This window comes from Ferroacidibacillus organovorans, from assembly GCF_001642725.1.
Lineage (GTDB): Bacteria > Bacillota > Bacilli > Alicyclobacillales > SLC66 > Ferroacidibacillus > Ferroacidibacillus organovorans.
Genome location: NZ_LSUQ01000035.1, coordinates 1 through 25960, shown reverse-complemented (window position 1 = coordinate 25960; position 25960 = coordinate 1). Strand labels below are relative to the sequence as shown.

The 25960-nt window shown below is 45.0% G+C and carries 20 protein-coding genes; 4 read left to right on the top strand and 16 right to left on the bottom strand.

What is annotated here, in order from left to right; translation table 11 throughout:
- Positions 1-167 precede the first annotated feature (167 nt).
- The 4 genes from istA to AYW79_RS10695 all read left to right on the top strand — a co-directional run bounded on the left by istA (position 168) and on the right by AYW79_RS10695 (position 4764).
- Positions 168-1718 carry an IS21 family transposase gene (istA, locus tag AYW79_RS10710; RefSeq protein ID WP_067565478.1) on the top strand — a complete coding sequence of 517 codons (1551 nt, stop codon included), beginning with the start codon at positions 168-170 and terminating at the stop codon, positions 1716-1718.
- A gap of 2 nt (positions 1719-1720) precedes the next feature.
- Positions 1721-2464 carry an IS21-like element helper ATPase IstB gene (gene istB / locus AYW79_RS10705; RefSeq protein WP_067565475.1) on the top strand — a complete coding sequence of 248 codons (744 nt, stop codon included), beginning with the start codon at positions 1721-1723 and terminating at the stop codon, positions 2462-2464.
- A 102-nt stretch (positions 2465-2566) separates the two neighbouring features.
- Positions 2567-3946 carry a Mu transposase C-terminal domain-containing protein gene (locus AYW79_RS10700; protein ID WP_067565472.1) on the top strand — a complete coding sequence of 460 codons (1380 nt, stop codon included), beginning with the start codon at positions 2567-2569 and terminating at the stop codon, positions 3944-3946.
- Positions 3943-4764 carry an ExeA family protein gene (locus AYW79_RS10695; protein ID WP_067565469.1) on the top strand — a complete coding sequence of 274 codons (822 nt, stop codon included), beginning with the start codon at positions 3943-3945 and terminating at the stop codon, positions 4762-4764. The genes AYW79_RS10700 and AYW79_RS10695 overlap by 4 nt, the downstream gene beginning before the upstream one ends.
- Before the next feature lie 438 nt (positions 4765-5202).
- Here the strand turns inward: AYW79_RS10695 and AYW79_RS10690 are convergent, their stop codons facing one another.
- The 16 genes from AYW79_RS10690 to AYW79_RS15870 form a co-directional block, all read right to left on the bottom strand.
- A complete protein-coding gene (locus tag AYW79_RS10690; protein WP_156493899.1) occupies positions 5203-7248 on the bottom strand; it encodes a hypothetical protein in 2046 nt (681 codons plus the stop codon).
- Between the two features lie 51 nt (positions 7249-7299).
- Positions 7300-7728: a GtrA family protein gene (locus AYW79_RS16400; protein ID WP_067565464.1), complete on the bottom strand. Its 429-nt coding sequence runs from the start codon at positions 7726-7728 to the stop codon at positions 7300-7302.
- 85 nt (positions 7729-7813) lie between these two features.
- Positions 7814-8764 carry a UDP-glucuronic acid decarboxylase family protein gene (locus tag AYW79_RS10680; RefSeq protein ID WP_067565461.1) on the bottom strand — a complete coding sequence of 317 codons (951 nt, stop codon included), beginning with the start codon at positions 8762-8764 and terminating at the stop codon, positions 7814-7816.
- Complete coding sequence (locus tag AYW79_RS10675; RefSeq protein ID WP_067565458.1) at positions 8761-10086, bottom strand: UDP-glucose dehydrogenase family protein; 1326 nt, start codon at positions 10084-10086, stop codon at positions 8761-8763. The genes AYW79_RS10680 and AYW79_RS10675 overlap by 4 nt, the downstream gene beginning before the upstream one ends.
- The gene (locus tag AYW79_RS10670) at positions 10083-10817 is read right to left on the bottom strand and encodes a glycosyltransferase family 2 protein (RefSeq protein WP_067565456.1); all 735 of its coding nucleotides are present in this window, start codon (positions 10815-10817) and stop codon (positions 10083-10085) included. Before AYW79_RS10670 ends, AYW79_RS10675 begins: the two co-directional genes overlap by 4 nt.
- Positions 10818-10981: 164 nt before the next feature.
- Positions 10982-11941 carry an NAD-dependent epimerase/dehydratase family protein gene (locus tag AYW79_RS10665; RefSeq protein ID WP_067565453.1) on the bottom strand — a complete coding sequence of 320 codons (960 nt, stop codon included), beginning with the start codon at positions 11939-11941 and terminating at the stop codon, positions 10982-10984.
- The gene (gene gmd, locus AYW79_RS10660) at positions 11938-12906 is read right to left on the bottom strand and encodes a GDP-mannose 4,6-dehydratase (protein ID WP_067565450.1); all 969 of its coding nucleotides are present in this window, start codon (positions 12904-12906) and stop codon (positions 11938-11940) included. Before gmd ends, AYW79_RS10665 begins: the two co-directional genes overlap by 4 nt.
- A gap of 99 nt (positions 12907-13005) precedes the next feature.
- A complete protein-coding gene (locus tag AYW79_RS10655; protein ID WP_067565447.1) occupies positions 13006-16230 on the bottom strand; it encodes a glycosyltransferase family 4 protein in 3225 nt (1074 codons plus the stop codon).
- 5 nt (positions 16231-16235) lie between these two features.
- Positions 16236-17708: a class I SAM-dependent methyltransferase gene (locus tag AYW79_RS10650; RefSeq protein WP_067565444.1), complete on the bottom strand. Its 1473-nt coding sequence runs from the start codon at positions 17706-17708 to the stop codon at positions 16236-16238.
- An 84-nt stretch (positions 17709-17792) separates the two neighbouring features.
- Complete coding sequence (locus AYW79_RS10645) at positions 17793-19073, bottom strand: ABC transporter ATP-binding protein (protein ID WP_067565484.1); 1281 nt, start codon at positions 19071-19073, stop codon at positions 17793-17795.
- A gap of 8 nt (positions 19074-19081) precedes the next feature.
- Positions 19082-19819: an ABC transporter permease gene (locus tag AYW79_RS10640; protein ID WP_269449284.1), complete on the bottom strand. Its 738-nt coding sequence runs from the start codon at positions 19817-19819 to the stop codon at positions 19082-19084.
- A 99-nt stretch (positions 19820-19918) separates the two neighbouring features.
- Positions 19919-21058, bottom strand: coding sequence for a glycosyltransferase family 4 protein (locus tag AYW79_RS10635; RefSeq protein WP_067565437.1), 1140 nt, complete (start codon positions 21056-21058; stop codon positions 19919-19921).
- 39 nt (positions 21059-21097) lie between these two features.
- On the bottom strand, positions 21098-22249 hold the full coding sequence (locus AYW79_RS10630) for a glycosyltransferase (protein ID WP_067953282.1): 1152 nt from the start codon (positions 22247-22249) through the stop codon (positions 21098-21100).
- A 59-nt stretch (positions 22250-22308) separates the two neighbouring features.
- Entirely contained in the window at positions 22309-23340 is a 1032-nt protein-coding gene (locus AYW79_RS10625; protein ID WP_067565434.1) for a glycosyltransferase, read from the bottom strand.
- Positions 23330-24787: an undecaprenyl-phosphate glucose phosphotransferase gene (locus tag AYW79_RS10620; RefSeq protein WP_067565431.1), complete on the bottom strand. Its 1458-nt coding sequence runs from the start codon at positions 24785-24787 to the stop codon at positions 23330-23332. The genes AYW79_RS10625 and AYW79_RS10620 overlap by 11 nt, the downstream gene beginning before the upstream one ends.
- 15 nt (positions 24788-24802) lie before the next feature.
- Positions 24803-25960, bottom strand: a 1158-nt coding sequence (locus tag AYW79_RS15870; RefSeq protein WP_197467719.1) for an O-antigen ligase family protein, incomplete at its 5' end; no start/stop codon positions are given.

Here is a 25960-nt window from a genome sequence, read left to right as displayed (position 1 = left end):
GGTGAATATTTCAGTGCCGTAGGACCACTAGGTTAATAGTTTAGAGCCACCTCGTTAATCGAATAGAGCCACTCTGTTACTCGGTGAGCCAACCACTGCTATCCACTAAAATGGATGGATGTGTGCTGCATATGCAGCACACAAATAAATAGTGGGGGGTCATCCGAATGGCCAAGTATCGAGAGATTTTACGGCTCAAGGAAATGGGATTGAGCCAGCGTAGCATTGCGTCTAGTTGTCAATGCTCGCGAAACACCGTATCCGAGGTGCTAAACCGTGCGACCATGCTGGAATTGGCATGGCCGCTTGCGGACGACGTAACGGAAGCGGACCTTCAGTACCTGCTGTTCCCCGAAAGAGCACAAACCACCACGCGCAAAATTCCAGATTGCGAACATATTCATCGGGAGTTGGCCAGAAGTGGCGTCACACTCAGCTTGCTGTGGAGTGAATACTGCGAGTCATGTAGGCTGAGTCAGGAAATCCCCTTGAAGTACACCCAGTACTGCAACTACTACCGCAAGTTCGCCGCAACAACGAAAGCCACTATGCATATCCAGCGCAAACCTGGTGAACAAATGGAAGTTGACTGGGCCGGGCAAACGGCCACGCTCGTGGACAGTGAAACGGGCGAATCAATACCTGTATACATCTTTGTCTCTGCTCTTTCTTGTAGTCAATACGCTTATGTGGAGGGGTTCCTGTCTCAGAATCAGGAAAGCTGGATCGCGGCGCACAATAATGCCTTCGCCCACTTTGGGGGTGTCACCAAAATCCTGGTGCCCGACAACCTCAAAACCGGCGTAGATCAATCCTCTTGGTATACACCCGTCATCAACAAAACGTACCACGAAATGGCGGAACATTACGGGATAGCTGTGGTTCCTGCACGGGTCCGGAAACCAAGGGACAAGCCCGGTGTGGAAGGCACGGTAGGTAACATATCCACTTGGATCCTAGCTGCCCTTCGTAATCAGACGTTCTTCTCGCTCACTGAACTGAACGCTGCAGTTGCTGAGAAATTAGATGCATTTAATCGTCGATCGTTTCAAAAAAAGCCTGGCAGCAGACTCAGCACGTTTCTTGACGAGGAGAAACATACGCTGTTGCCGCTGCCAGCTTCCATGTACGAATGCGCCCTCTGGAAAGTCGCCACTGTACAGTTCAATTATCACATCGCTGTGGATAAGATGCACTACAGCGTCCCCTACGAATACATCAAACACAAAGTAGATGTACGTGTCACTAAGGGCACCATCGAAGTGTTTTACAACCACCATCGAATTTGTTCTCATCCCAGACTCTACGGTCGTTCCGGTCAATATCACACTATGTCCGACCACATGCCGGACAAGCACAAGCAGTACGTGGAGTGGAATACGGAACGGTTCATATCATGGGCGAAGCAAGTTGGCCCTTACACAACGGTAGCCGTGCAAGCGATTCTCGCCGGTTATCGGGTCGAACAGCAAGGGTATAAGGCATGCATGGGTGTGTTAAAACTGGCGGATCGCTATTCACTGATTCGGTTGGAAGCTGCCTGTGAAAAAGCGCTGAGTTATACGCCCAATCCGAGCTATAAACATATCAGCACGATTCTGAAATCAGGTCAGGATACGATACATGCCGAGCCGTTGCCTAAAGAAACTCAATCTACGAATAACTCTGGCCAGCACCACGGATTCACCCGTGGTGCGGCATACTACGGGAGGAAATAACGATGTTAAACCAAACGACCATCAACAAACTCAACGATATGCGTTTGCGTGCGATGGCTGACTCCTTACGGGAGCAAATGCAGACCCCGTCTTATGCTTCATTGTCCTTTGAAGAGCGCCTCGGACTGATCATCGATGCAGAGTGGACACGGCGTAAGAACAATCAGTTGGACAGCTTAATCAAGAAAGCCACGTTACGTTACCCCAACGCCTGTGTTGAAGACATTGAGTATCATGCTGACAGGCAACTGGACCAAACCCAGATCCTACGACTATCAACCGCAAACTTTATACACGAGAAACACAACGTCATTCTTATGGGAGCATCAGGTGCGGGGAAAACCTTTGTTGGTTGTGCGCTAGGCAACGCCGCGTGTCGCCAACTCTTCACCACCAAGTACATCCGACTGCCCGAATTATTGACCGATCTAGCAGTAGCCCGAGGAGAGGGCACATTCAAAAAGGCTATCGCTCAATACAAGAAGGTCAGTCTATTGGTCATCGACGAGTGGTTGCTTGTGCCTTTGACGATTACAGAATCACGTGACTTACTTGAAATCATCGAAGCCCGGCACCAACACGCATCTACTATCTTCATCTCCCAGTTCTCCCCCGAGGGCTGGCATGAGAAGATAAGCGAACACACGATGGCTGACGCAATACTGGACCGAATCGTGCACAACTCGTATCAGATCCTGATTGACGGAGAGGACTCAATGCGCAAACGGAAGAGTTCAATCCAATAACCTAATCAAAAAGGGCCATCTCCGCATGGGGATGGCTCCCTCCATTAACGAGGTGGCTCTCGCTCTGTAACATCGTGGCTCTCTTTCATTAACTCAGCGGCTCTGCCGCACCGAAATACTCAGTCAAGAGAACAAATTGCCAGCTTTCGGTACAGCCTCATCGCTCCCGTGGTGAGTCGGCAGACGCCGCTGACACCTGGGGAACTTGGGGTATTTCTGCGTGAGGTGAGCTCACGGGAGTACGATATTCCAGGCAGCACAAGCAGGCGTGTAAGTGTACGAAGTCTGGAGCGTTATCTTGCGCTGTACAGAAAGGGGGGATACGAGGCATTAATGCCCAAAGAGCGTAATGACAAGGGGAATATGCGCTTGCCTGAAACCGTTTTGAACAGGGCTGCACAACTTCGGGCTGAGCGCCCAGAACGTAGCGTTGAGCAGATCATCCTGCTGCTCGAAGCGGAAGGTGCGGCTGCACACGGAACTGTGGCGGTGAGCACGCTGGCCAGGCATCTTCGTCAGGCTGGACTCAGTCGTCGGGAGTTATTGATTACACCCCAGAACAAAGGCACATTTCGCCGATTTGAGGCCGAGGACGTGCACGTGTTGTGGCAAGCGGATTTTCAGCACACGCTATACTTACCCGACCCAGACAACCCTGGTAAACGGAAGAAGGCGATTCTCTTCGCCGTTCTTGATGATCACAGTCGCCTGATTGTCCATGGACAGTTCTACTGGGATGAGAAGATGCCCCGGATGGAGGACAGTCTCAAGAAGGCCATTCTACGGCATGGTGTTCCAGAACAGCTGTACGTGGACAATGGTGCCGTTTTTGCATCCGACCACCTGAAACGTATTTGTGGTCGTGTGGGGATTCATCTGTCCCACAGTACCGTTCGTCGACCGGCTGGACGTGGGAAAATTGAGAGGCTATTTCGTTTTATTGACACCAGTTTTGTTCCTGAAGCGTACCAAGCGATTGATTCAGGCTATATAGAAACCTTGGACGACCTCAACGACGCATTCCAAACCTGGGTTAACGTCTATTACCACGAACGCAAGCATGGCAGCACTGGAATGGCTCCTAAGCAACGGGCCGCACAAACCACACGCAGGGCACGGAGAATATCCGAACAGGAGTTGACGGAGATCTTCTACTGGCAAGAGGAGCGAAAGGCGGATAAGGCCGGGTGCGTCTCACTCCAGGGGAATCTGTTCCAGGTCGACGACGAACTTGCCAACAAGAAGGTACAATTGCGCTATGATCCATTTGACCTCACCACAATACAAGTCTGGTACGGCGAGCACCGGTATGCGGATGCCGCGCCCATCGATCTCACCCGTCGCTATGACCGCCGGGTGCAACAAGAGGTAGAGGCTAGTGCACCACCGGCACCGGGAATCTCAATGTTTGAAGCGCTTAAGCAGAAACAGAGGGCCAATGCTGAAGGGCTCCGTTTTGCCGAAAGTGGTGACGTACAATGACACCAATGGAGCGGTGGAATTGGCAGTCCGTCCCATTCAGACGGGACGCCACGGGCGAAGCACTCTATGATTCTGCAGCACACCGAGAAGCGATCGCTCGTCTCATGTACGTTGTGGAAAACCAGGCCTTTGGGCTGCTGACCGGTGAGGTAGGCAGTGGCAAAACGACGCTCATTCGCAGGCTCATGACTGGACTGGATGAAATGAGATACTTGCCTATTTATCTGTGCCAGTTGGGACTGAAGCCCAAAGATTTCTATGGTGAATTACTGAGCCATCTGGGCGAGGCGATGCCGTTTGGATTAAGCAAGGCAAGGAAGTTGTGGAGTGAACGCATCCAAAGCCAAGGCGAACCGTCTGGGCGACGGTGGGTTGTCGTGATTGATGAAGCGCAGGACATGGCTGAGGAAATGATTCAGGAGCTTCGATTCGTCCGCAACCAGCACATGGACTCAACCTCTCCATTTCCGCTGATTCTAGTTGGACAACCGGAGATTCGGAGAAACCTGCGTTTGAAGAAATATGAAGCCATTTCTCAGCGGATTGACATGGCCTACCACTTAGCAGGCATGACGCGGGAGGAAACCGCTCAGTACATTCGACACCAAATGAAGCAGACTGGGACCAACATGCCCGTTTTCACTGATGGTGCCATCCAAATGATTTACACGGCCAGCCGTGGTATCCCGCGTGTGGTAAACCAACTGTGTACACAGGCGTTGTATGATGCGGCGGCTCGAGACAGTGAAGCGATTGAGGAGGGGCACGCTCAGAGAGTGCTCACAGACCAGGAGTGGCAACGAGGGACAGCTAGCTAGCTGAAGCTAAGTGATTGACGGTTGAACATCCAGTTCCATGGCAGATTGACGTTACGGCCGCTCCGCCAATGGCGGTGAACAAATCACCGTCAAACAGCGTGAGCGGCTACACTATTCTCACGACTTCCCAGGTCAAGCTTAATTTCCTGTCCCTTGAAACCATTGTCTTTGTAGGCACGAATAGTTCTGTAAACGACATACCATCTGTGCAATTTGCTTGACGGGAAGCCAAAGTAGACAAAGCTGAATAGCCTGTAGGCGTTCGTACTATCTACAGTCTTTCTTGCACCGAATGTACACTTCGATTGCTTTTATAATTGACTCTACGTCCATTTCACATCACCACCACTCAATTGGATACATTATTCATTCGGTGGTTATCTCATGAATTCTACTTCGTTAGTGAAAATGCTCCAGTTCAATTTATACAGCACACATTCAGTGAGATACAGACAAAAGAACAGATAATTTCCTATCATCTCCATTATGAATATAATTATTAGGAATAAAGGTACTATCAGCGCTTATTGTGACAATTTTACCTGATGCAACCGTAAAGCTTACATTAGTAGAAGTGGAGATCTGAAATACTCTCATTATATTATTATCCTCTTTTATAACAACTTTCACAGGTATATTAAGCGGTCTCCAAAAACCAGCAATTCTAACTGTTACTGCTTTACCAAACGCTTGAATTGTAGCGTTTTTCCCCATCCAGTTATACTCAGATTCACTAGCCCAATATTGCCCACCAATATAGTAACCAATATTTTTTTTAGCAGAAATTATCCAAAGATCAACGCCTGAAGTCTGAATAGGATTTGCATTTAGAATACTAGAGATTACCTTTTCCTGGTACTGACTATTGGATAAATGTCGCGCTAAAACTATATATTTTATTCCAAAGCGATCTAAGTAACCTAATGATTCTTCTCTAATATTCGGCGTAATTTTTAAAGCAGTATTTGAATTGCTATTTGAATTTAAAACATCTAATAATGCATTATCTGATGGTCCAAATCCATTCGGACTAATAGCATATCCCTCTGGCATTTTAAACCAAAAACCACTTGCTTGTTGCCAGTACATAGCTGAAGCATGTGCGCCTGTCGAAAATGGCAAAACCATCACAGTCGAGTTATGAGGAATGATCCTCTTTATTTCATTTGTAAAGAAAGGTGGCAATAAAACTGTAGTTACAGGAAAATTAATCAATGGCATCAAAAAAATAAACGTTGAAAGAATTGAAGTTATAGACAAAACTTGACTAACTTTTGTAAAATTACCTATCTGTTTAATAAATCCCGCAAATATTATTGCTATGAAAAAAAACATATATATACTTAATCTGTCAGGGAGGATATCATTTAATAATGGAAGGGCTCCGAACAATATCCATGGAAGTGGAATATTTGTAATTGTACCATCAATATGTAGAAATGGTCCCATGGATAGAACAGCAACGATAAATGTCATCCAAAAACTAAATTTCAGTAAAATACTTTTCTTAAGACAAAAAATAGATGATAAAAATATTAATATAAGAGGCAAACTAACATAAGAGTTCCATTCAGATTCATTACCAGTAAAACGATTCGAGATTGCATTCGTACCACTGTTGCTTAATTGTTGCAATGGCCCCGGTGTAATAAAATTATAGAGGTCAGTCACATATACATTAGGAGGTTGCAGTTGTCCATGGGGAATTGACGGCCCAAAAAATTGTGTAAAAAGTGGTACTCCACTAAAAATAACAATCATACCAAATGAATACAAAAGAGAGCGTACAATATATCCAACTTTAACAGCATGAATCCCTTTATTCATAATAAAGGTGATAATTATACCAAACATTGATATCAACGCTGCAGTAGTCATAACCTCTTCTCCGAGAAGTAACATCATAACCACAACCGCACCTAATAACAATCCATTAAATTTAGACGAACGTCGTTGTCCTCCGAATAAATCCCATAGAATCCAAAACAAATTCGGAATTAGAAATGCGGGGGATGTAAGTTGGGTATGCCCAAGAGATTGTGCAATCATATACGGGTTAAACCCGAATAATAAACCACCCGCAAATGAAGCTACTATGCCAAATGAAAACATTCGCAAAACGAAATACATCGATATTGCTGATAAAGGCAAACTTATTATGACTAAAGTATTATAGCTGGCTAAAATACCTAAAAAGTGAGTGATTGGCCAAAGTACAATAGATGCTAGCGGTACAGATGTATTCCACATCAAATTTACTCCACTTGGGAATAAAATGTAATTGGTCCAAAACGGATTTAATCCACGATCAATTGCAAATGGAATCCATCTCATGAACCACATAAAAAGCAAAGGATCGGCTCCGCCACCTAAATAACTTTGACTAAAATTCAATAAAACACTTGAAAAAATAGAAAATGATACTATGCAATATACTAAGATGATGCCAATATGAACAAAAGTTTTATTTCGTACGTAACCCAAGCGATCACTCCTCATTTTAAATTTATTATTATTATTATTTTATAACACCCTTCAAACAATAGCCTTCCTAAAGATGAATGTCTTTCCAATATAAAAATTCAATAAAGTAATTATCCCAATAGAAAAAATTTGAGCCATCACTGTATTCATACGTAAAATACTAATAACAAAAAAAAGAATCAATGCATTAATCGGGACTGTTATCAATCGAGACAAATAAAATTGAATCAACTCACGAAACAATTGATTCTTACTCTGAAAAGTCCACATCCGATTTCCGAAATAGGCAAGTGTTGTTGCGATAAATAATCCAAAAAAAGACGCAAGCTGGTAATTCAAATGTATCAATAGAAGCACTGAATAGGTTATTAATTGTATCCCTGCAGTAATGATTCCTATAATACAAAATCTAATAAAAATTATAATTTTAAATTTAACATGTTTTTTTAATGAGTCTAACAACTCAAACACATTATTCATATTTCACCTCATTTCACAATAATTTTTTAGCAAAAATTCTTCCCACAACATATGCGTGTAACAATCCATGAATTTAAAATCATTCTCAAAGCGTGTTCTTAATTTGTTTTCGAAAATAATCAATAGTACGCAATAACCCCTCAGAAAGAGAAATGTTTGGTTCCCATTCCAACATCTCTTTCGCTAAAGATATATCCGGTTTACGTTGTTTAGGATCATCTAATGGTAGCGGTTCGAACTTTATCTCAGAACCATCACCAAGTAGACTAACTATAATTTTCGCAAATTGTAAAATCTGGTATTCATCAGGATTACCTAAATTTACAATTCGATATTTTGGATCCTCAATCGTTGTATATTTATAAATTCCTCGAACTAAATCATCAACAAAACAAAAACTTCTCGTCTGAAGACCATCACCATAAACAGTTATTTTCTCACCATTCAAAGACTGCGAAATAAAATTTGGCACTACTCTACCATCATTTACTTGCATACGTGGTCCATAAGTATTAAATATCCTGGCGATGCGAACATCTAATTTTCGATTACGATAAAACGCCATTGTTGCAGCTTCTGAAAATCGTTTCGCTTCATCATAAACAGACCTAACACCTACAGGATTTACATTACCCCAATATGTTTCAGGCTGTGGGTGTATTTCAGGATCTCCATATACTTCAGAAGTAGATGCCATAATAAACTTTGCATTATCACGCGATGACTTCTCTAATACATGAAATGTTCCAATAGAATCGACTTTCAGCGTTTCCTCCGGATATTTGAAATAATCTTTCGGGCTAGCAGGACAAGCAAAATGAAGAACAGCATCTACTGCCGGAAGAGAACTTGGCAATCCGTTTATTAGATCTAATTCTCTGAATGAAAAATTACTATTTTTCGATGCCATCGCCAAATTATCTAGATTTCCAGTCACGAAATTATCTAACCCGATCACTGAATGTCCACAACCCAAGAAATAGTCACATAAATGCGATCCAAGAAATCCTGCTGCCCCAGTAATTAATACTTTCATTTTAAATCCCCCTTTAGCCCAATCCCTACAGGATAATATTCAAAACCTCGATTTTCCCAATCAATATCAACCAACATATTTCTGGCATCTACAATTATCGGAGTTTTCATCAATCCAAATATTTTATCTGGAACAATATCGTAAAACTCCGGCCACTCAGTTGCAATAACAAGTAAATGTGAGTCAACCATTGCTTCATAGACGTCGGATGCAAAATCAACATTAACTTTTGCTTTTTGCGATAGCGCTAAGCGGGCAGTGGACATTGCCCGTGGATCATATGCGGAGATCAAAGCTCCTTGGTCAACTAACCTTTCAATAAGAATAAGCGAGGGTGATTCTCGAACATCATCCGTCCCAGGTTTAAATGCTAAACCTAAAACTGTAATCTTTTTATCGCGCACAGCCCACAACGCGGTCTGGATTTTCCTAAAAATGTGTTCAACTCGATACTGATTTATCTTCGTAACCTCTTCAAGTAAGGAGAATTTTAAACCAACAGACTCTGCCATATGAGCCAATGCTCGGGTATCTTTTGGAAAACAACTACCTCCATATCCAAAACCCGCACCTAGAAATTGCTTACCGATTCTTGTATCCAGACCCATCCCAAGCGTTACCATACGTATATCAGCGCCGACCTTTTCACATAAGTCCGCAATCATATTTGCATATGAAATTTTCATAGCTAAAAAAGAGTTACTTGCATGTTTAATTAACTCAGCTGTTTCGATATCACTTGTTATTTTTGGACATTCAACATTTCTATATAATTCAAGCAATAAATCACGCGCTCTATCTGTGTTTGTTCCAATTACGATTCTGTCTGGATTGAGAAAATCCTCTAGTGCACTACCTTCCTTAAGAAATTCAGGATTACTCGCAACATCGCATTCAAGACTAGATTTACTATATAGCCGCAAAGTTCTTTGAATCCATTTAAATGTCCCAGCAGGAACAGTACTTTTCTCAACCAAACATTTGTATGACATTGCATATTCCGCAATTGATCGCGCGATAGATTCAACCGCAGAAAGATCTGCACTACCATCTGGCATCGAAGGAGTTCCTACACATATAAATATAAGTTCTGCGTAGTCAATAAGCTCTTTTATGTTTGAAGTAAAATTTAATCTATTTTCAAAACACTGTTCTCGTATTGCATCTTCTGCACCATTTTCAAAAAAGGGTACCTGACCCTTTTTCAAATTACAAATCTTATTTTCGTCATGATCCATTACCAGTACTTCATGCCCCATATATGCAAAGCCAATCCCCGTAATTACACCTACATAACCAGCTCCAATAATAGAAACTTTCACAGATGATCACCTATACCCTTTTCTACTACTTTTACTTTTTTACCTATTTTTCCAAACCTAAATTTTAATAGCGCATATACCGCTGAGAAGCCATCCTTCCAAGAGATTTTTTTGCCTTCAGCAAAATCTCTACCCCGATATGTAATTCCAATTTCAACAATGTTATAACCCATTCGTGCAATTTTAGCAGTAATTTCAGGTTCCATGTTGAACCGATCAGATTGAATATCTAATTGAGAATATACTTCTTTAGCCATCAGCTTATAACAAGTTTCCATATCTGTTATCTTCAACCCAAATAACATATTGGTTAAACCAGTAAGCATAAGATTACCATAACGATGCAAACCACTCATATTCTCCATATGTCCCAAAAATCGCGAACCATATACCACCGGTGTCTCAGCATCAAGATTTTCTAAAAGAAGCAAAATATCCGATGGATTATATTCCAAATCTGCATCTTGTATGATGAGTGCATCACCAGAAGCATATTGCATACCTGTACGTATAGCCGCTCCCTTACCTTTATTTCTATCATGTAGAACGATCATTATTTCAGAATCAAATTTCTTTAGTCTTTCACGAGTCAGATCAGTTGAAAAATCGTCAACAACAATTATTTCTTTTCTTATCGGAACTTCTTGAATCATACGGATCACATTAATAACTGTATCCTCTTCATTATATACCGGTATAATAATTGATAAAAGCCCATTAAATGTTGCCATATCAACATCAACTCATTTCGAATAATTTATAAACAAGATAACTTATTATCTCGTAGTATACCACTCTACTACAAAATCCGACACGCTTCCGTATAAAATAAATCATTTTTCCTCACTAAAATGAGATCAAATTAATACCATGTGCATACTTTTATAAATCACTCCTAAAAACTCAACCAAAGTTCCCTCAATGTATCCTTTAACGTATAGCGAGGTGCCCATTCTCCTAAACTTCTCAAGCAGTTATCATCACCCACAATTTTGTCAGGCTCTCCTCTCACAAGCGCATCATTCTGCACATAGCGGATGCTACGTTCCAATCTCGTTTCTTGCGCAAGAATCTCTGCCATCTCACGTACAGATATTCCGATTCCCGAACACACATTGACAACCGACCCTGTAGCCGCAGACTCCATAATGAGGATATACGCTCGAACCACATCGCGCACATCCATAAAATCACGAATTGCATCCATGCGACCTACAGAAATCTGCAACTCACCAGTACCCTGATTCACAATCTCCTTCTTGATACGTGCAGCTAGATCTGGACAGAGGAAACCTGCCTGTTGTCCCGGTCCAGTGTGATTAAAAGGTCGAGCAATCTTTAAGTTTAGCCCTTTGGAAAGAAGCATCCATAAATGCGCCTCTGCACTGGCCTTGCTTGCGCCGTAGAGAGATGTCGGTCTCAGAGTATCCGTTTCTTTGAATCGGATATCATCTCCAGAAAGACTCCCATAAACCGATGCGGAACTCACAAAAAGAAAAGCGCATTCATCTCCACATTCCCTTTGCACGACCTCAGCCCATCGGTAGGCTCCCAACACATTCGACTGATAGTACGACTCAGCCGAAACGCCATGTGTTACTGCAATGCCTGCAAGATGATAAATCTCGTCAGGTTGATATCTAAATACAATTTCCCGAAATCCATCGGTTTCCGATAAATCCGCATGTTCATGGATAAGATTCTCATGTACCGATAAGGATCTTCTCTGATTTGAGTGTGGCCCAGAAACTGCAACCACTTGATTTCCCTTCTCTACCAAAGCATCGACTAAATGGCGACCAACAAAGCCATTTGCGCCAGTTATGATCGATACAATCTTTTTTTGATTCATCATGCCCCGTGCCGCTTCAAATCGGCTTCAATCATCATACGTGACAGTTCTTCAACGTTGGTCTTTGCCTTCCAGCCTAAGATGTCTCGCGCTTTTGTGGCATCACCAATGAGCAAATCAACCTCTGCTGGACGTTCAAATGCAGAAGAAGTGTCAACATAAGAATTCCAGTCATTTATCCCCGCAGCACGGAAGGACATCTCTACAAAATCTTGCACCGCATAAGTCTCACCCGTTGCAATGACAAAGTCATCTGGCTTGTCCTGTTGCAACATGAGCCACATTGCTTCGACATACTCTTTCGCATAGCCCCAGTCGCGCTTTGCTTCAAGATTGCCAAGTGTAATTTTGTCCGCTTTACCTGATCTAATTTTTGCGACGCCATCCGTAATTTTTCTTGTCACAAATTCAATTCCTCTAAGCGGCGATTCGTGATTAAAAAGAATTCCAGAACACGCAAACATGTTGTAGGACTCACGATAGTTTGTGGTCATCCAATGTCCATAAAGCTTTGCCACTCCATAGGGACTGCGTGGATAAAATGGTGTCTTCTCCGTTTGTGGGATCGTCTGAACCTTGCCGAACATCTCACTTGTGCTAGCCTGATAAAAACGAGCAGAGGGGCACGCAATACGGATTGCCTCAAGTAAATGTGTAACTCCCATTCCAGTAACTTGCCCCGTCATGATAGGCTGATCAAACGATACTTTCACAAAACTCTGCGCTGCCAAATTGTAAATCTCATGAGGCTGATATATGTTTAACACGCGAATCATCCCAGAGAGATCTTCGAGATCCATGCAAACCAGTTCGACCTTTGATTCGATTCCCAGGTAGCTTATTCTCCATGTATCGATCCCGCTCGTACGACGATACGTACCAATAACGCGGTATCCTCTGCTAAGTAGCAAATCCGCAAGGTATGCACCGTCTTGTCCAGTAATTCCGGTAATCAACGCTGTTTTCATAAGTATCCCCTTAATTTAAAGCTCTAAAAAATAATTGCCAAATCATTTTAAGCATACTGCTTTGTAAACGAATTACTTAGAAACCCAATAAGTATAACGCTATTGAAGTAAGATATCCAACATATTTTTTGCGGCTTCCTTCCATGTCAGCCAATGCATATCGTCTGATTTTGGATGCATATCCTGATCATACAACTTTATCCAGTCCTTAATCGCATAAGCAAGATCAATAGGATCTTTACCATGGAAGTAAAATGCGTGCTCCTCCGCCACTTCTCGAAAGACCGGGATATCTCTCGCAATGATCGGTAGCTTGTGTTGTGCAGCTTCAATAAGCGGAAGTCCAAATCCCTCCCCCTCACTTGCTGCTATAAGACAAGTAGAAGAAGAATAGATTTTTTCGAGGTATTCATCGCTAATTCCCTCAAGCCATAAAAGTCTTCTATTAAGTTCGGGATGCTTACGTATCTTTTCAATTAACGTTTCGACCATCCACCCTTGTTTTCCTACGATAATTAGATTCACATCAATCTCTTCAGCCCAAAGCCGTTCAAACGCTAAAACAGTCTGCATATATCCTTTTCGCGGCTCAACGGTCCCTACCATCAGAAAACTTTTCCGTCTATAAATATTAGTTAAATTTTGATCTGCATTATTCGGCAATCCCATAGAAGGAATAGAATTTTCAACATCTGCACCTAGATGTGACCATGTTATTTTGTATGGCCGTAAACGTTCGGTTCCATTATCATGTAACCATTTTTTCAAATCATTAGCCACCCCTGATGAAATGCATATTGCACCATCAAACTTCGTGATAATACTTAACCAATTTTCATGTCCAACATCAGAACCAGTGGGGAAAACTTGAGGCATTAATATTGGAAGTAGATCATACACAGTAAAAAAGATTTGCACGCCAAGATTATGCATTTGCGTCAAAAACTCCCGTTGCGTAACTACAACATGTGATTGAAAATCAAGTCCCATAAAAATATCGCCATTTTGATATTGAATAAGTTCATCAGTGATAAGATTTGATGTAGATCCAATTAACTCCAATGTATATTGGCGAGCATATCGGTAACCTATCTCGCCAATTGATGCATATACCGGTTCAATACGATAGTCTCTAAAAGATGACTCTAACATTTCTTTTAAAACACTTCGCGTAACACGCTGAATCCCACTTTTTGCATCTCTCACCACTAGCTCGGAGATATCAATCAGCAATTGACGTTGGGGTAAATTATTATCCTGATTTCGCGAAATATTATTCGCTAAATCAGCACATTCCATATCATCAGGTTTATATCCATCCAATAAACCAATTGCCTCAATTAGATTCTGCGAACTAAAAATATTGTTGGAATAAAAATATTCAACCACATTATGGTACTGTTGAACTAGCCCCAAAACACATTCACTAATTAAATTTTCTTGTATATATGATTCTGTATGCTTGATGATATCTTTACGTTTCTGCTTTAGATCTCTAATAAATGTAATTACTCTCCAATTATCTAAATTAAGTTTAGGATAACATTGTTTAGATAACTCAATAGGATGTTCGGAATGAACGATAAGTCCCAACGCACTTTTTAAAACGCTGAGATTACACGGATATTTCATAATAATTTGATTTAAATCAGATGTTGACGCATGCTCTTGAACAGCTTTATATCCGTGTGAACAATAAAGTTCTTTCAACCACCTTGGATCACTGAGATAGTTTTCTCCAGAATGTTTGTAGATACCCGAGAGGAAAAAATCATGCAGCACTACGACTCCTGGTATTTCATTTAACAATGAAAGCATATAATGATGAAATGGCGAATTTCCAAAATGATAAATTACTCGATCATATTTTTTTGCATGAGTTAGAAACCAGTCAGAATTTCGGATCGGACAGTTCGCTCTAATCCAAGGATCAGAAACAGTCTCTTGGTCAACAATAACTTCAATTTCATAATATCGAGCAAGTTCAGGCAAGAGTTTTGCACTGTAATCGCTGATCCCCGACTGCACAGGCGGAAGAGGAGAAATATAAGCTAGTTTCGGACGACGCGAAAAACGTTTCAGAGAAAACATTTTATCACAGTTCTTTTCACTTATTGAATCCATAGCATGTAACGCACGTTTTGCACTCAAATCCCAAGAAAATTTTTGTGACTGTTTTAGACTATGCCGTTGCAACTCAACAAGAAATTCTTCATCTGTTAAAATTTGTTCCAGTTTATCTGTTATTGATCGATCATTCTTCGGATCAAACAAAGCATCTTTTCTCTCAATGATCTCTGGAACGCTAGATGTATTCGATCCAATAACTGCCGTTCCACATGACATCGCCTCAAGCACGGGCAATCCAAACCCTTCATGCCATGACGGAAAAATGAAAACCTTACATAAATTATATAAGTTGATTAGATCCTCATCAGGGACATAACCAGTCAGTACCAACTCTTCCGATCCCATTCCGAATTTTTTAGCAACTGACACCAATCGTGCTCGATCTACAGGTTGAATAGTACATACGATCAACAATTGGTGTTTTCTGCGTAAGGATTTAGGCAATTGAGCGTAAGCGCGAATCAAGCCCTCTATGTTTTTGCGAGGCTCAATTGCTGCGCCTGTGTACATCACAAAGGATTGTGAAATTCCGTACTGACTTAGAATACGTTCCTTATCTGATGGCTCAAACGTTAGAGGTTTAAATTCAGCATCTACCGCAGCTGAAATATTCACAGCTGAATCAGAGGCTATTCCCAAATATCGGATCGCCTCTTGACGTGAAGATTCGGAGATAGATAACAAAAGGTCCGCGCGTCGAAGATGACCAATTTTTTGTTCATACCAAAGCTCATATTCAGGACTTTTAAGATAAAGTTCACGATAAATTAGAGGAATTAAATCATACAGAATGACAGCAGTTGGAATCGTATTGTTAAAAGCACCAATGCTAGTAACTGCATCGTCGCCTAGCCCTTCGAATAAACTTGTAATAAGAATAATATCTGGCTTTAAACTAGCAAGAAAGGATTCCCTTATCAATTCAGCAGTTCTGCGACGCCACGAAGAATCAGATGCCAAGTAATATACTGGTCCAACGGCCTGCCATACTCTAATATTTTCTTGCGAAAGCAATTGATCAAAAGTCGAGCGAATGAACTCTATCGTGTCAGGAAACAGTCCATTTAGAGCAAGAATAACTTCATGATCCCCCTTATTAGCGACAAGAGCCTTGATAAGGGATAATGTTAGTCTGCCAATCCCACGATGACGACTAGCGCTTTGCGCCCCTTGCATATCAATTACAATTCTCATGATTTTTACTCCTTATTTTTTTCGATTGAGGCTTTAAGATCTTTATAGATTTTTCTTGAACTGGAATTAAGATTTTCTATTGAATGATTTGATTGATGAACGGTTCCAACTCCACTGTAATATCGCTGATCGTCCCCTACTCTTTTTAAACGTTCTTTTAATCTAGGAAAGCGTGTCAGAAATCGTAGGGCAATAGCCTTTAGTTTATAATTACTTTGGATTTTACGCTTTAACGCTACCAAAGTAATACGCAAAATACGTCTCGGACGGCTAGAAGGAGCAAATGTTATCCACGCAATGCTACCCCGCACAAACCATCTCGCTGCTATACCCGCTAACCGTAAAGGATACGTCGTTTTCCATGAATGACTGTTTATGACCATAGAATAATGATGCCAAGCATTTTGGACATCAGCTTCCATTTGTTTCATACGATTCTCTAACTCTTTCGATCTCACTTCAAAATACGATGCGCGTGATTCAGCTTCAAGTGTTCTCTTTTCAGCACGTTCGATTTTTAATAATGCTTCACTCGCTTGTGCTTCGAACTTCTCTGTTCGTAAAATCGCTTCTTTCGCTCTTGTTTCAGCCCGTTCCGTTCGTAATTCCGCATCAATCAATTTATTTTCAATACGTTCAGCGTTAATCTGGGCTTTAATTACCCAATCAACCGCCTCACGTGTGAAAGAACTAGCTTCCTGAGTTTTTATTTCTATATGTGCAAGACGTTGTTCGAATTTCTCAGTTAAAGATTCCAAGGTGATCCCGTATTCTTGACTAAAATATCTATCAAATCGATTTAGGATTTCGGACGAAGCTTTTTTTTGAGCTATCATTGAATAGTCCGGGCTAACACCATCGATCACATCAAGTAACGCTACAGAAGATTTTTCATGAATCTCTTTCGATTCCTGCAAACGAAGGATTTTCACTCTAGAAAAACCAAAATACTCCGCAAGGAAAACCAGCAACTGTTGCGGTATAGGACGTTGATGTGTCGGATCAAGATAAAAATTGGCTGTGGCAACCTTGATATTCTCCGGATTGGGCGTTTCAAGAATGAGTAACCCACCTGGTTTTAAAACACGAACCGCCTCACAAACCAGATCACTTAATACATCGAATGGAAGATGTTCAGCAATATGAAATCCAGAAACAATGAGCTGGCTCTCATCAGAAAGTTCTCTTAATGCTGTTAGCGCATCCTTCTCAGATACAGTCAGCCCACGCTCTACACAGGCTTCTAACATCCCGCGATCCAAATCAACACCAACCGCCTGAAAGCCATTTTCCTTCAATAATTCAAGCCACTCTCCGCGGCCACACCCTAGATCCAACACTTGGCGCTCACTATACACATCAAGTAATGGAAGAATCCATGGAATATAAACTTGTAACCTCGACATAATGAGTTCACGAGATCCACGATACCTATCTTCAAACGCTCGATATAAGCGAACCTCATTTTTATTATGCATTCTTATCCTCAATTCTAATTCTATCATTTTTCTTCTATAACGATTCAATAACCACGGGTTGAAAATCGCTCATTCTTCATACAATCAATGATCAATCGATAGCTTCCATTCATGTGGCACCCTACACAGTCCAACATCGTTAATATCAGAGTAAACCTGGATCTGAGTGGCTCTTCTCCAATAATCATGCGCTTGTGTATCTGCAGCACTGCATGCGACATCAATCCAATAGGAACCGGACAACAAACAGAAATCTGTGGAATGAAATGTAATTGATCCGCTACCCTGAATTAAGGATATCGTATCATATCGATCCAATCGCGTGTTTGTCCCATAACATTGCACATCGTCTGCCGTGAAAATCTCTATGCCAAAGTCGACATCGTTCACCCCCTGCTTAACACTGAATCGAATGGTTATATCTAGCGGTTCGCCGCATTGCACTAGACCACGCCCAGCACTTGATGTGACGACGACTTCATCAATCGTCACATCGCCCGTACCCCAACGCAGTCCAGCATCAATTGCTTCACTAGAATCCGTACCATTTAAAGAACGAATCTCTTCAGATGTCTCGCTAGTATCCGAACGCTCAAAAGACATCGCATTTGATCCTTCGTTGGACGCTTTGAATACAGTGGCTAAATACGATTGGATGCAGTTAATTGGTTTGCCTTCCATTTTAACACGTGAATCATGCATCCATACGACTCGATCGCAAAATCGCTCGACTGCTGCAGTATCGTGAGTGACGATAATGATCGTTGTATCTCTCGCCCTAAGCGTTCTTAATCGATTCATACACTTCGCCTGAAATGCTGCGTCACCTACAGCGAGAATTTCATCAATCAAGATAATTTCTGGATCGACAGCAACCGCAACTGAAAATGCGAGTCGCATATACATTCCCGAAGAATAGCTCCGTACTGGTTCGTTAATAAAATCACCGAGTTCTGAGAAATCGATGATCTCATCAAGTTTATCCCGAATTTCTTTTCGCGACAAACCTAAAAGCGCACCGTTCATAAATACATTTTCTCTGCCTGAAAAATCCGGATGAAACCCAGCTCCCAATTCCAGAAGGCTTGAAACACGTCCGCGTACATCCACCGTACCCGAGTCAGGATACAGAATTTTGCTCATGAGTTTGAGAAGCGTGCTTTTCCCAGATCCGTTAACGCCGATTAAACCCAAAGATTCGCCTCTCGTGACATCCAAACTGACATCACGCAAAGCCACAAAATCCCGATACTTCGCTCGCCCTGCATAAAGCACTCGCTCTTTGAGCGTACTGTTTCTCTCGGTATGAACGCGGAAATTTTTGGATACATTTTGAACACGAATCACTTTTTCGGTATTGACCATGATCAAATTTATACCTCCTCAGCAAAACGGCGATTCAATCGCGTAAAGAGCCACCAACCAAAAATCAACACGACAACCGATATTCCATATCCATAAAGAAACAGTTTCCAATGCGGGCTTTCATTGTAATACAGTGTTGATTGAAAGGATAAGACAACGTCAGACATTGGATTTAATTTAAACATCTGAGCAATACCTGGAGATAATATTTTAAGTGAATAGATGACTGGTGTAAGGTAAAACCACAACATCAAAAAAATCCCAAGCATATGTTCAATATCTCGCAAGTATACGGTGAGCGAAGATAACAGCAAAGCTAACCCTACAGTAAAAATCATCTCCATCAATAAGATGAGTGGAACGTATAGCCAATTCACCGTCGGATAATATCCGTTAATGAATAAAAAAGGTACCAAAATGACAAGAGATAACAAATAGTTGATTACACTGCCTCCCACAACAGAAAGCGGGAGAATCTCCCTTGGAAAATAAATCTTCTTCACAAGTGATCCTTGCCTCACGATCACACTGGCCGAGGATTGAATTCCCGTGGCGAACAAATTCCATGCCAAAAGCCCAATAAACATAAAAAGAGCATAGTGAGGCATCGTAACTTTCATAATCCTCGAAAAGATAAACGTGTAAACCATTAACGTAAGAAGTGGATTGATAAATGTCCAAAGAAATCCCAAAAAAGACCCGCGATAACGTGTGCGCAACTCAGACAAGATCATGCTCCATAACATTTCTCTATACTTCCATAATTCAACCAGACGAGCGTACACAAAAGCACATCCTTGTTTTATCATTCAATGTGTTCCGTACAAAATTAAAGCTGAAATGGTTTACTGCACATTACGATTTGTTACTACTCTTTGCAGCAAACCAAGTGTATTTTTCGCGACAGCATGCCAAGACATCATTTCTGCCCTTATTTTCGCACGAAAAGCGAGTTCGGAATTACGTCCATCCCTATACAAGTGAGCAATTTGCAATGCGATATCCTCGATCTGATATGGATTCGCATAGAGTCCACAATCCCCAACCACTTCTGGAAGAGAACTCGAATTCGAAACGAGCACAGGAGTACCATACCTCATCGCTTCAAGCGGAGGCAAGCCGAACCCTTCATAGAGAGACATATAAATAAATCCAACTGCATTGCGATAGAGAACACCCAAAATTGCGTCAGATACATATCCCAAGTAGCGAACAGACTCATCCAGATCGTGCTGAATCTTCTCAGATGTACCTCCCCACCCACTTGCCCCTACGACCACAAGCAAAGGCTCTGACTCGCCTTCAAAACGTTGTTCATTCAGGAATCTTTTAAACGCTTGAATAACGCGCGCTAGATTTTTCCGTGGTTCAAGCGTACCCACGGTGAGGAGATAGGGATGTTGCTTCAATCCCAGAGATTCTAACGCACGTTTGTCCGACACATCTTCTGAGGGTCGATCCAATCGCTCAGATACGCCCAGGGGAATCACATCGATCTTGTCGGATTCCAGATGAAGATAAGATATAAGATCCTTTTTGGTATTCTCTGAATCCGCAATGACATGATCACACTTTCTCACATACCACTCCATGCCATATCGGTTATGCAGATAGGTTACACGTTTCATTGTCTTCGGAAATACTCGATAGACCATGTCATGCACGGTCAAAACAGAAGGGGCTCCAAACGGAAAAACAGGCATTGCATAGTTTGGTCCCCAATAAACATCGACGTGATCCTTGCGAAGTTGGATCGGCAAGATGGTGTGCATCCACACCTCAGGTGGCTCAAAAAGAAAGACACGCTTGCAGATGCGAACATTCGATCGAGCAAGTTGCGGGGGAATCTCAAAATGACGAGCGCTATAGAGAAAGAGCTCATGAGGAATTTCACTTTTACCCCATTGGTTCAAGATTTCCCAAAGGTAATATCCGATACCCGTTTTTTCCTTTGATAATGGACGGCAATCGATGCCAATACGCAATGCAGCAACCCCCATACCACCTAGAGCATAACCCGCATTTCATTCGACCCGCATGTTGATCGCATCACGTATCTCGGCGTGAAACATCTCTGGTGAAAATTGCGTGGAATGATCTCGAATAAATTCCACATCATACGCCGATTGCTCCAATTCAATTAATGCATCCACCAAAGCATCGACCGATTGCTCTTGAAAAAGGATGCCCGTTTTCCCATGAATAACAGTGTCCTCTGCCCCACCCTTTGCGTAGGCCACGACTGGTTTTCCATAGCGTTGAACCTCCACGACGGTCAGTCCGAAGTCTTCTTCTCCAGGAAAGATAAATCCGGAACAATGCTTGTAGAGCGCCTTTGCATCCTCATCCGAGAACGCAGTGATAAAGTGAATCCACGGGCTTGACTCTGCTTGCAGACGTTCCAGTTCTGGCCCATTCCCCGCAACAACGAGATGCCGTTGCATTCGTTCACACGCTTTGATCGCGAGATCCACGCGCTTGTACGGAACAAGTCGTCCCAGTGACAAATAATAAGGTTCCCTTTGAAGATCAGGGAGTAGTGATTTGATCGAGCCAATCGGCTCAGTGGGAATCAACCCTACAGGTGGATAAATCACGACAGAACTTCTCCCATAATACTTCTCAATGCGCTCAGCAACAGCGCGACTGCACGCAATATAGTGATCGACCTTTTGCGAATTATGATAATCCCAAAATCTCATAAAAGCCATGAGCACTGTCATCGCCGCTTTCGCAATCGGCGAGCGCAGGCTCTCGTAATACTCTTGATAGCCACTCCAGGCATAGCGCATCGGTGTATAACAGTAACTGATGTGTAATGCTCCTCGCCTTGCGCGGACACCGTTGGCGCAAGCGTGACTGCTAGTGATGATCAGGTCATACTCTTTCATATCCAATAGCGAATAGGCGAGTGGCATTAATAAAAGATAGGCTTGATATCTTGGGATAGAAAACGGAAGATGCTGAAGAAACGTCGTGCGAATCTCACGCGCCGCGAGTTCCTCAGGCAACTGTGAGCGATCTAGCACAGACACATAGATTGTTGCATCTGGAAAAATTCTGGAAAGTTCAAGCAACACCTTTTCAGATCCACGAAAATTGACCAGCCATTCGTGGACGATCGCAACCTTCACCGCGTTGACTGCACCTCCCAAATACGTTCCACGTTTAATCACCTACATCACATCGCAGGCACCTTCTACCTACGAAAACTCGTTCTCAGCGCTCCGTGTCCTCACCCTCCCTCCCTGCGGCGCGCGTTTCGCAGCGTGCGGCGTTTTTCCTGGCGATGCGCCCGCTGCGCAAACAAGAGTGAGGCGATCTGCCGCGCCACGGAAGGACGCGTGACAAGCAGGTGCAAAAAGCGCGCAAACTCGACGAGTTGGGCGACCCAAAACCCAGCCGAGCGCGGCGAGACATACACCCACACCATGGAAAGCTGATTCGCAAACGAGTGCGTCTCAGCGAGTGCGTTCGGGCGCTGTCCCGCTTTCCAGCCGCGCGCGTGTTTGGCCACCGCCTTTGGCGCGTACAAAAACGAAAATCCGTTGAGCGAGCCGCGCCAGCAGAGATCGACGTCCTCCTTGTAGAGAAAAAACGTCTCGTCAAGCACATACCCTGCCGCGTGATGCATCGCGTTTAAAAAGGACGCCGTGTAGAGCGCGGCCGCGCCGCACACGCCAAACACATCGCGCGCTACGTCATACTGCCCCTCGTCCCGCTGCTCTGCGCCGCGATCCCGCACGTGAAAGAAAGCCTCCATGACAAGCCCCGTGCTGTCGAGCGTCACGCCGTTTGCGCGCAAGAGTTTCCCCGTCGCCCCGCCGGTACGCTCCCCTTTTCTGTCGTGCAGCGCCGCAAGGCAGTTTTCGAGATACGTCGCGCGCAAGAGGACATCCGGGTTAAGCGTCAGCACGTGGGTCATCCGCTCGTCAAGCGCGCGCGTAAACCCGAGGTTGTGCGCCGCCGCATAGCCGAGATTGTGCGGCAGGATGTGCACGACGACGCGCGGGTGCCTTGCCGCGTACGCCTCTGCGATCGTGACGCTCGCGTCGGTCGACGCGTTGTCGAGGATCAGCACACACGCAGGCGCGACCGTTTGCGCGAGCACCGCGTCGAGACACGCGGCGAGTCCGTCCGCACTCTCGTGCGTGACGATCTGCACCTGCACGCGGGGGAGATGAACCTTCCCCCCTCCCGTGCGAGATTCATCCGGCGCGAAGCGTTGCACCGCGCCCGCCGCGTCGCACCCCGCCTCAGTACGCATTGTGATTTCTAAACCCGTGCACCACGGTGCGCAGGACGATCAGCATGTCCATCCGAAACGACCAGTTCTCGATGTAGCGCAGGTCGTACTCGATGCGCTCCTCGATGCTCGTGTCGCCGCGCAGCCCGTGAATCTGCGCCCAGCCGGTGATGCCGGGGCGAATGCGGTGCTTGACCATGTAGCGCGGGACGTCCTCCTGGAACTGCTCGGCGTAGTTCGGACGTTCGGGGCGCGGGCCGATCACACTCATGTCGCCGCGCAGGACGTTCCAGAACTGCGGCAACTCGTCAAGGCTCATCCGGCGCATGAAGCGCCCTACCTTCGTGCGGCGTGGATCGTCTGCCACCGTCCAGCCTTCCTGATCCGCATCGTGCAACACCATCGTGCGAAACTTGTACATCGTAAACGGCCTGCGGTTTTTCCCGAGCCGCGTCTGCCGGTAGATGATCGGACCGGGCGATGACTTGTGCACCAGAATGGCGAGCAGCGCAAAGAGCGGACTCAGCACGACCAACACGAGCAGCGAGAAAACGAGGTCAAAGCCGCGCTTGAGCGCGAGGTTGACCACCTCGTCAAGTGGCGTGTAGCGCGTGTCGACGATGGGCAACCCAGCGAACTCGTCAAAACGCGGTCGACTCGGCAGCACGTCGACAAAATCCGGAATGAGCAGCGTGTGAACGCCGTAGTACTCGGCGATCTGCACCGCGTCGCGCAACATGCCCATTGCGTAGTACGGCACGGTGAGCACGATGTGATCGACGATATGCCGCTGAAGAATCGCGCTTAACTCTGCCGAAGTGCCGAGACACATGATGTTCTCCCGCTCAAAAAATGCGTGCTGCGCGAGATCTTCAATCCCGTCTTGCTCATCCGTCGCCGCAGCTAACTCGCGATCCACGCGGCCGTCATCTGCGATCACGCCGCCGAGGATCTCGTAGCCAAACTCGGGATGGCGTCGCACGTGCGCCAGGAATCGCTCGGTGGCGCGCGTCGCCCCGATGATGAGAATGTACTTGCGGTTGAAGCCGCGCGCGCGAAACGACTGGAGGATGCGTCGCAAGGCGCTGCGCGTCCCGATGGTGAAGAGAAACGTAAGGATCACAAACAAAGCGATGACCGCCCGCGAATACGGCTCCTTGCTCAAATACAACACGCTCATCGCGGTCAGCGCCATCATTGCATCGCTCACAAGCAACTGCGCGGCCACGCGGCGCAGCGACTGGTTGCGCGTGATGTTGTAGAGCCCTGTGAGCGCTGCGACGATCAGAAATGCGGGAAGCGCCACGTAGAGAATTTTCAGGTAGTCGCTCAGTGGAAGCGCGCCGTACTTCGGGAGGATCGCCGTCTTAAAACGCGCCACCCACGCCAGGAGAAAGGCGATCACGACGATGAACGCATCGCTCACCATGTAAAGCCTGCCAATCCACACCTGATGCCTTCGCAGCATGATCTGCCCTCCTCCTTAGCGGTCTGCGTTGATAAACTGATACTCCTGAAGTGCGCCCGGTTCTTTCTTCATCTCTTGCATCGTCACTTTCAGTGGAACATTCTGCTTCAAGCCCGTTTCGTCGATGGCCATCGCGGTCAGATACAGATTGACCGCAGGCTGGTCGCGGTTGGCGGTCAGGAAAGGATTGAGCGTGCTCTCCGACGCTTTGTACTGACCCAAAAGCGCCAGCGCCAGCCCCTCGTACACCTGCACTGTCGCGTTCTCGGTGAGCGGGATCTCCGCCGGGAAGAGCGCCGGATCGCTCACCTTCGCCTCTTTGTTCAGCGTCTGAAAGAGTTGTGTAACCCCTCGCAGGCCTTGCTTTGCGCCCGCCGGGTCGGTCTTTAGCGCGCGCGCCGACACGAACAGCTTGATCGCCATCGCGTTCTCGTACGCCGACTGGTTGAAGCGGCCGACGCCGATCGCTTCTTGCGACCAGTTCAGCGCGTCCGTATAATCGCCCATCTGATACGCCAGCACCGCGCACTGTGTGAGCATGCTTGGGTCCCACGCGCCCGTCGCGGCAGCCACGCGCAGCGCCGCGAGCGCCTGTCCGCCGTATGCCTGACCCTGCCCGTACTGCAGCATCTGGTAGTCGAACTTCGCGAGCGTAAACTCGGCGTTGTCGTCGTACGGCGTGAGCGCGGTGCTCGTCTGCACCTCCGCCAGGTTCGCCTTGCTCGTATACCCAGGTGTCGTCATCATGCCAAACGCCACCTGCGACCCTGACATCATGCCGCCAAAGACGAAAAACACGAGCAGCGCGACGGTGATCGCATACGACTGCATGCGTCGCTGTCTGGCCATCCGCTGCGCGCGCAAAGGGGCAAGCGGCGTTTGCGCGATCTTCGCGTCTTCTTGCCCAAGGCGCACCGTTCCGGCGAGGCCGAGCATCATCCAAAAGAGCACCTCGTAGTACGCATACGAAAAGTCGAAGTCGAGAAATGCGTGTGTGAGCAGGATCAGCGCCGCGAGGAGAAAACCAAGCGCGCTCATCTTCTCGCGCAGGGTCTCCGCCGCGCGCAGCACGCGGATCGTTTGCGCGATGCCGAGGCTTATCGAAACCCCAAACAGGAGCAATTGCACGACGCCGCCGTCGAGCAGTTGATCGAACAGGACGCTGTGCACCTG

Excerpts from the sequence above, each read along its gene's own strand:
- istB (WP_067565475.1), top strand. The coding sequence starts at position 1,721 with ATGTTAAACCAAACGACCATCAACAAACTCAACGATATGCGTTTGCGT.
- AYW79_RS10625 (WP_067565434.1), bottom strand. The coding sequence starts at position 23,340 with ATGCGTACTGAGGCGGGGTGCGACGCGGCGGGCGCGGTGCAACGCTTC.
- AYW79_RS10645 (WP_067565484.1), bottom strand. The coding sequence starts at position 19,073 with ATGGTCAATACCGAAAAAGTGATTCGTGTTCAAAATGTATCCAAAAAT.
- AYW79_RS10655 (WP_067565447.1), bottom strand. The coding sequence starts at position 16,230 with ATGAGAATTGTAATTGATATGCAAGGGGCGCAAAGCGCTAGTCGTCAT.
- AYW79_RS10620 (WP_067565431.1), bottom strand. The coding sequence starts at position 24,787 with ATGCTGCGAAGGCATCAGGTGTGGATTGGCAGGCTTTACATGGTGAGC.
- AYW79_RS10670 (WP_067565456.1), bottom strand. The coding sequence starts at position 10,817 with ATGGCAACATTTAATGGGCTTTTATCAATTATTATACCGGTATATAAT.
- gmd (WP_067565450.1), bottom strand. The coding sequence starts at position 12,906 with ATGAAAACAGCGTTGATTACCGGAATTACTGGACAAGACGGTGCATAC.
- AYW79_RS16400 (WP_067565464.1), bottom strand. The coding sequence starts at position 7,728 with ATGAATAATGTGTTTGAGTTGTTAGACTCATTAAAAAAACATGTTAAA.
- AYW79_RS10650 (WP_067565444.1), bottom strand. The coding sequence starts at position 17,708 with ATGCATAATAAAAATGAGGTTCGCTTATATCGAGCGTTTGAAGATAGG.
- AYW79_RS10640 (WP_269449284.1), bottom strand. The coding sequence starts at position 19,819 with ATGTTATGGAGCATGATCTTGTCTGAGTTGCGCACACGTTATCGCGGG.
- istA (WP_067565478.1), top strand. The coding sequence starts at position 168 with ATGGCCAAGTATCGAGAGATTTTACGGCTCAAGGAAATGGGATTGAGC.
- AYW79_RS10695 (WP_067565469.1), top strand. The coding sequence starts at position 3,943 with ATGACACCAATGGAGCGGTGGAATTGGCAGTCCGTCCCATTCAGACGG.
- AYW79_RS10665 (WP_067565453.1), bottom strand. The coding sequence starts at position 11,941 with ATGATGAATCAAAAAAAGATTGTATCGATCATAACTGGCGCAAATGGC.
- AYW79_RS10680 (WP_067565461.1), bottom strand. The coding sequence starts at position 8,764 with ATGAAAGTATTAATTACTGGGGCAGCAGGATTTCTTGGATCGCATTTA.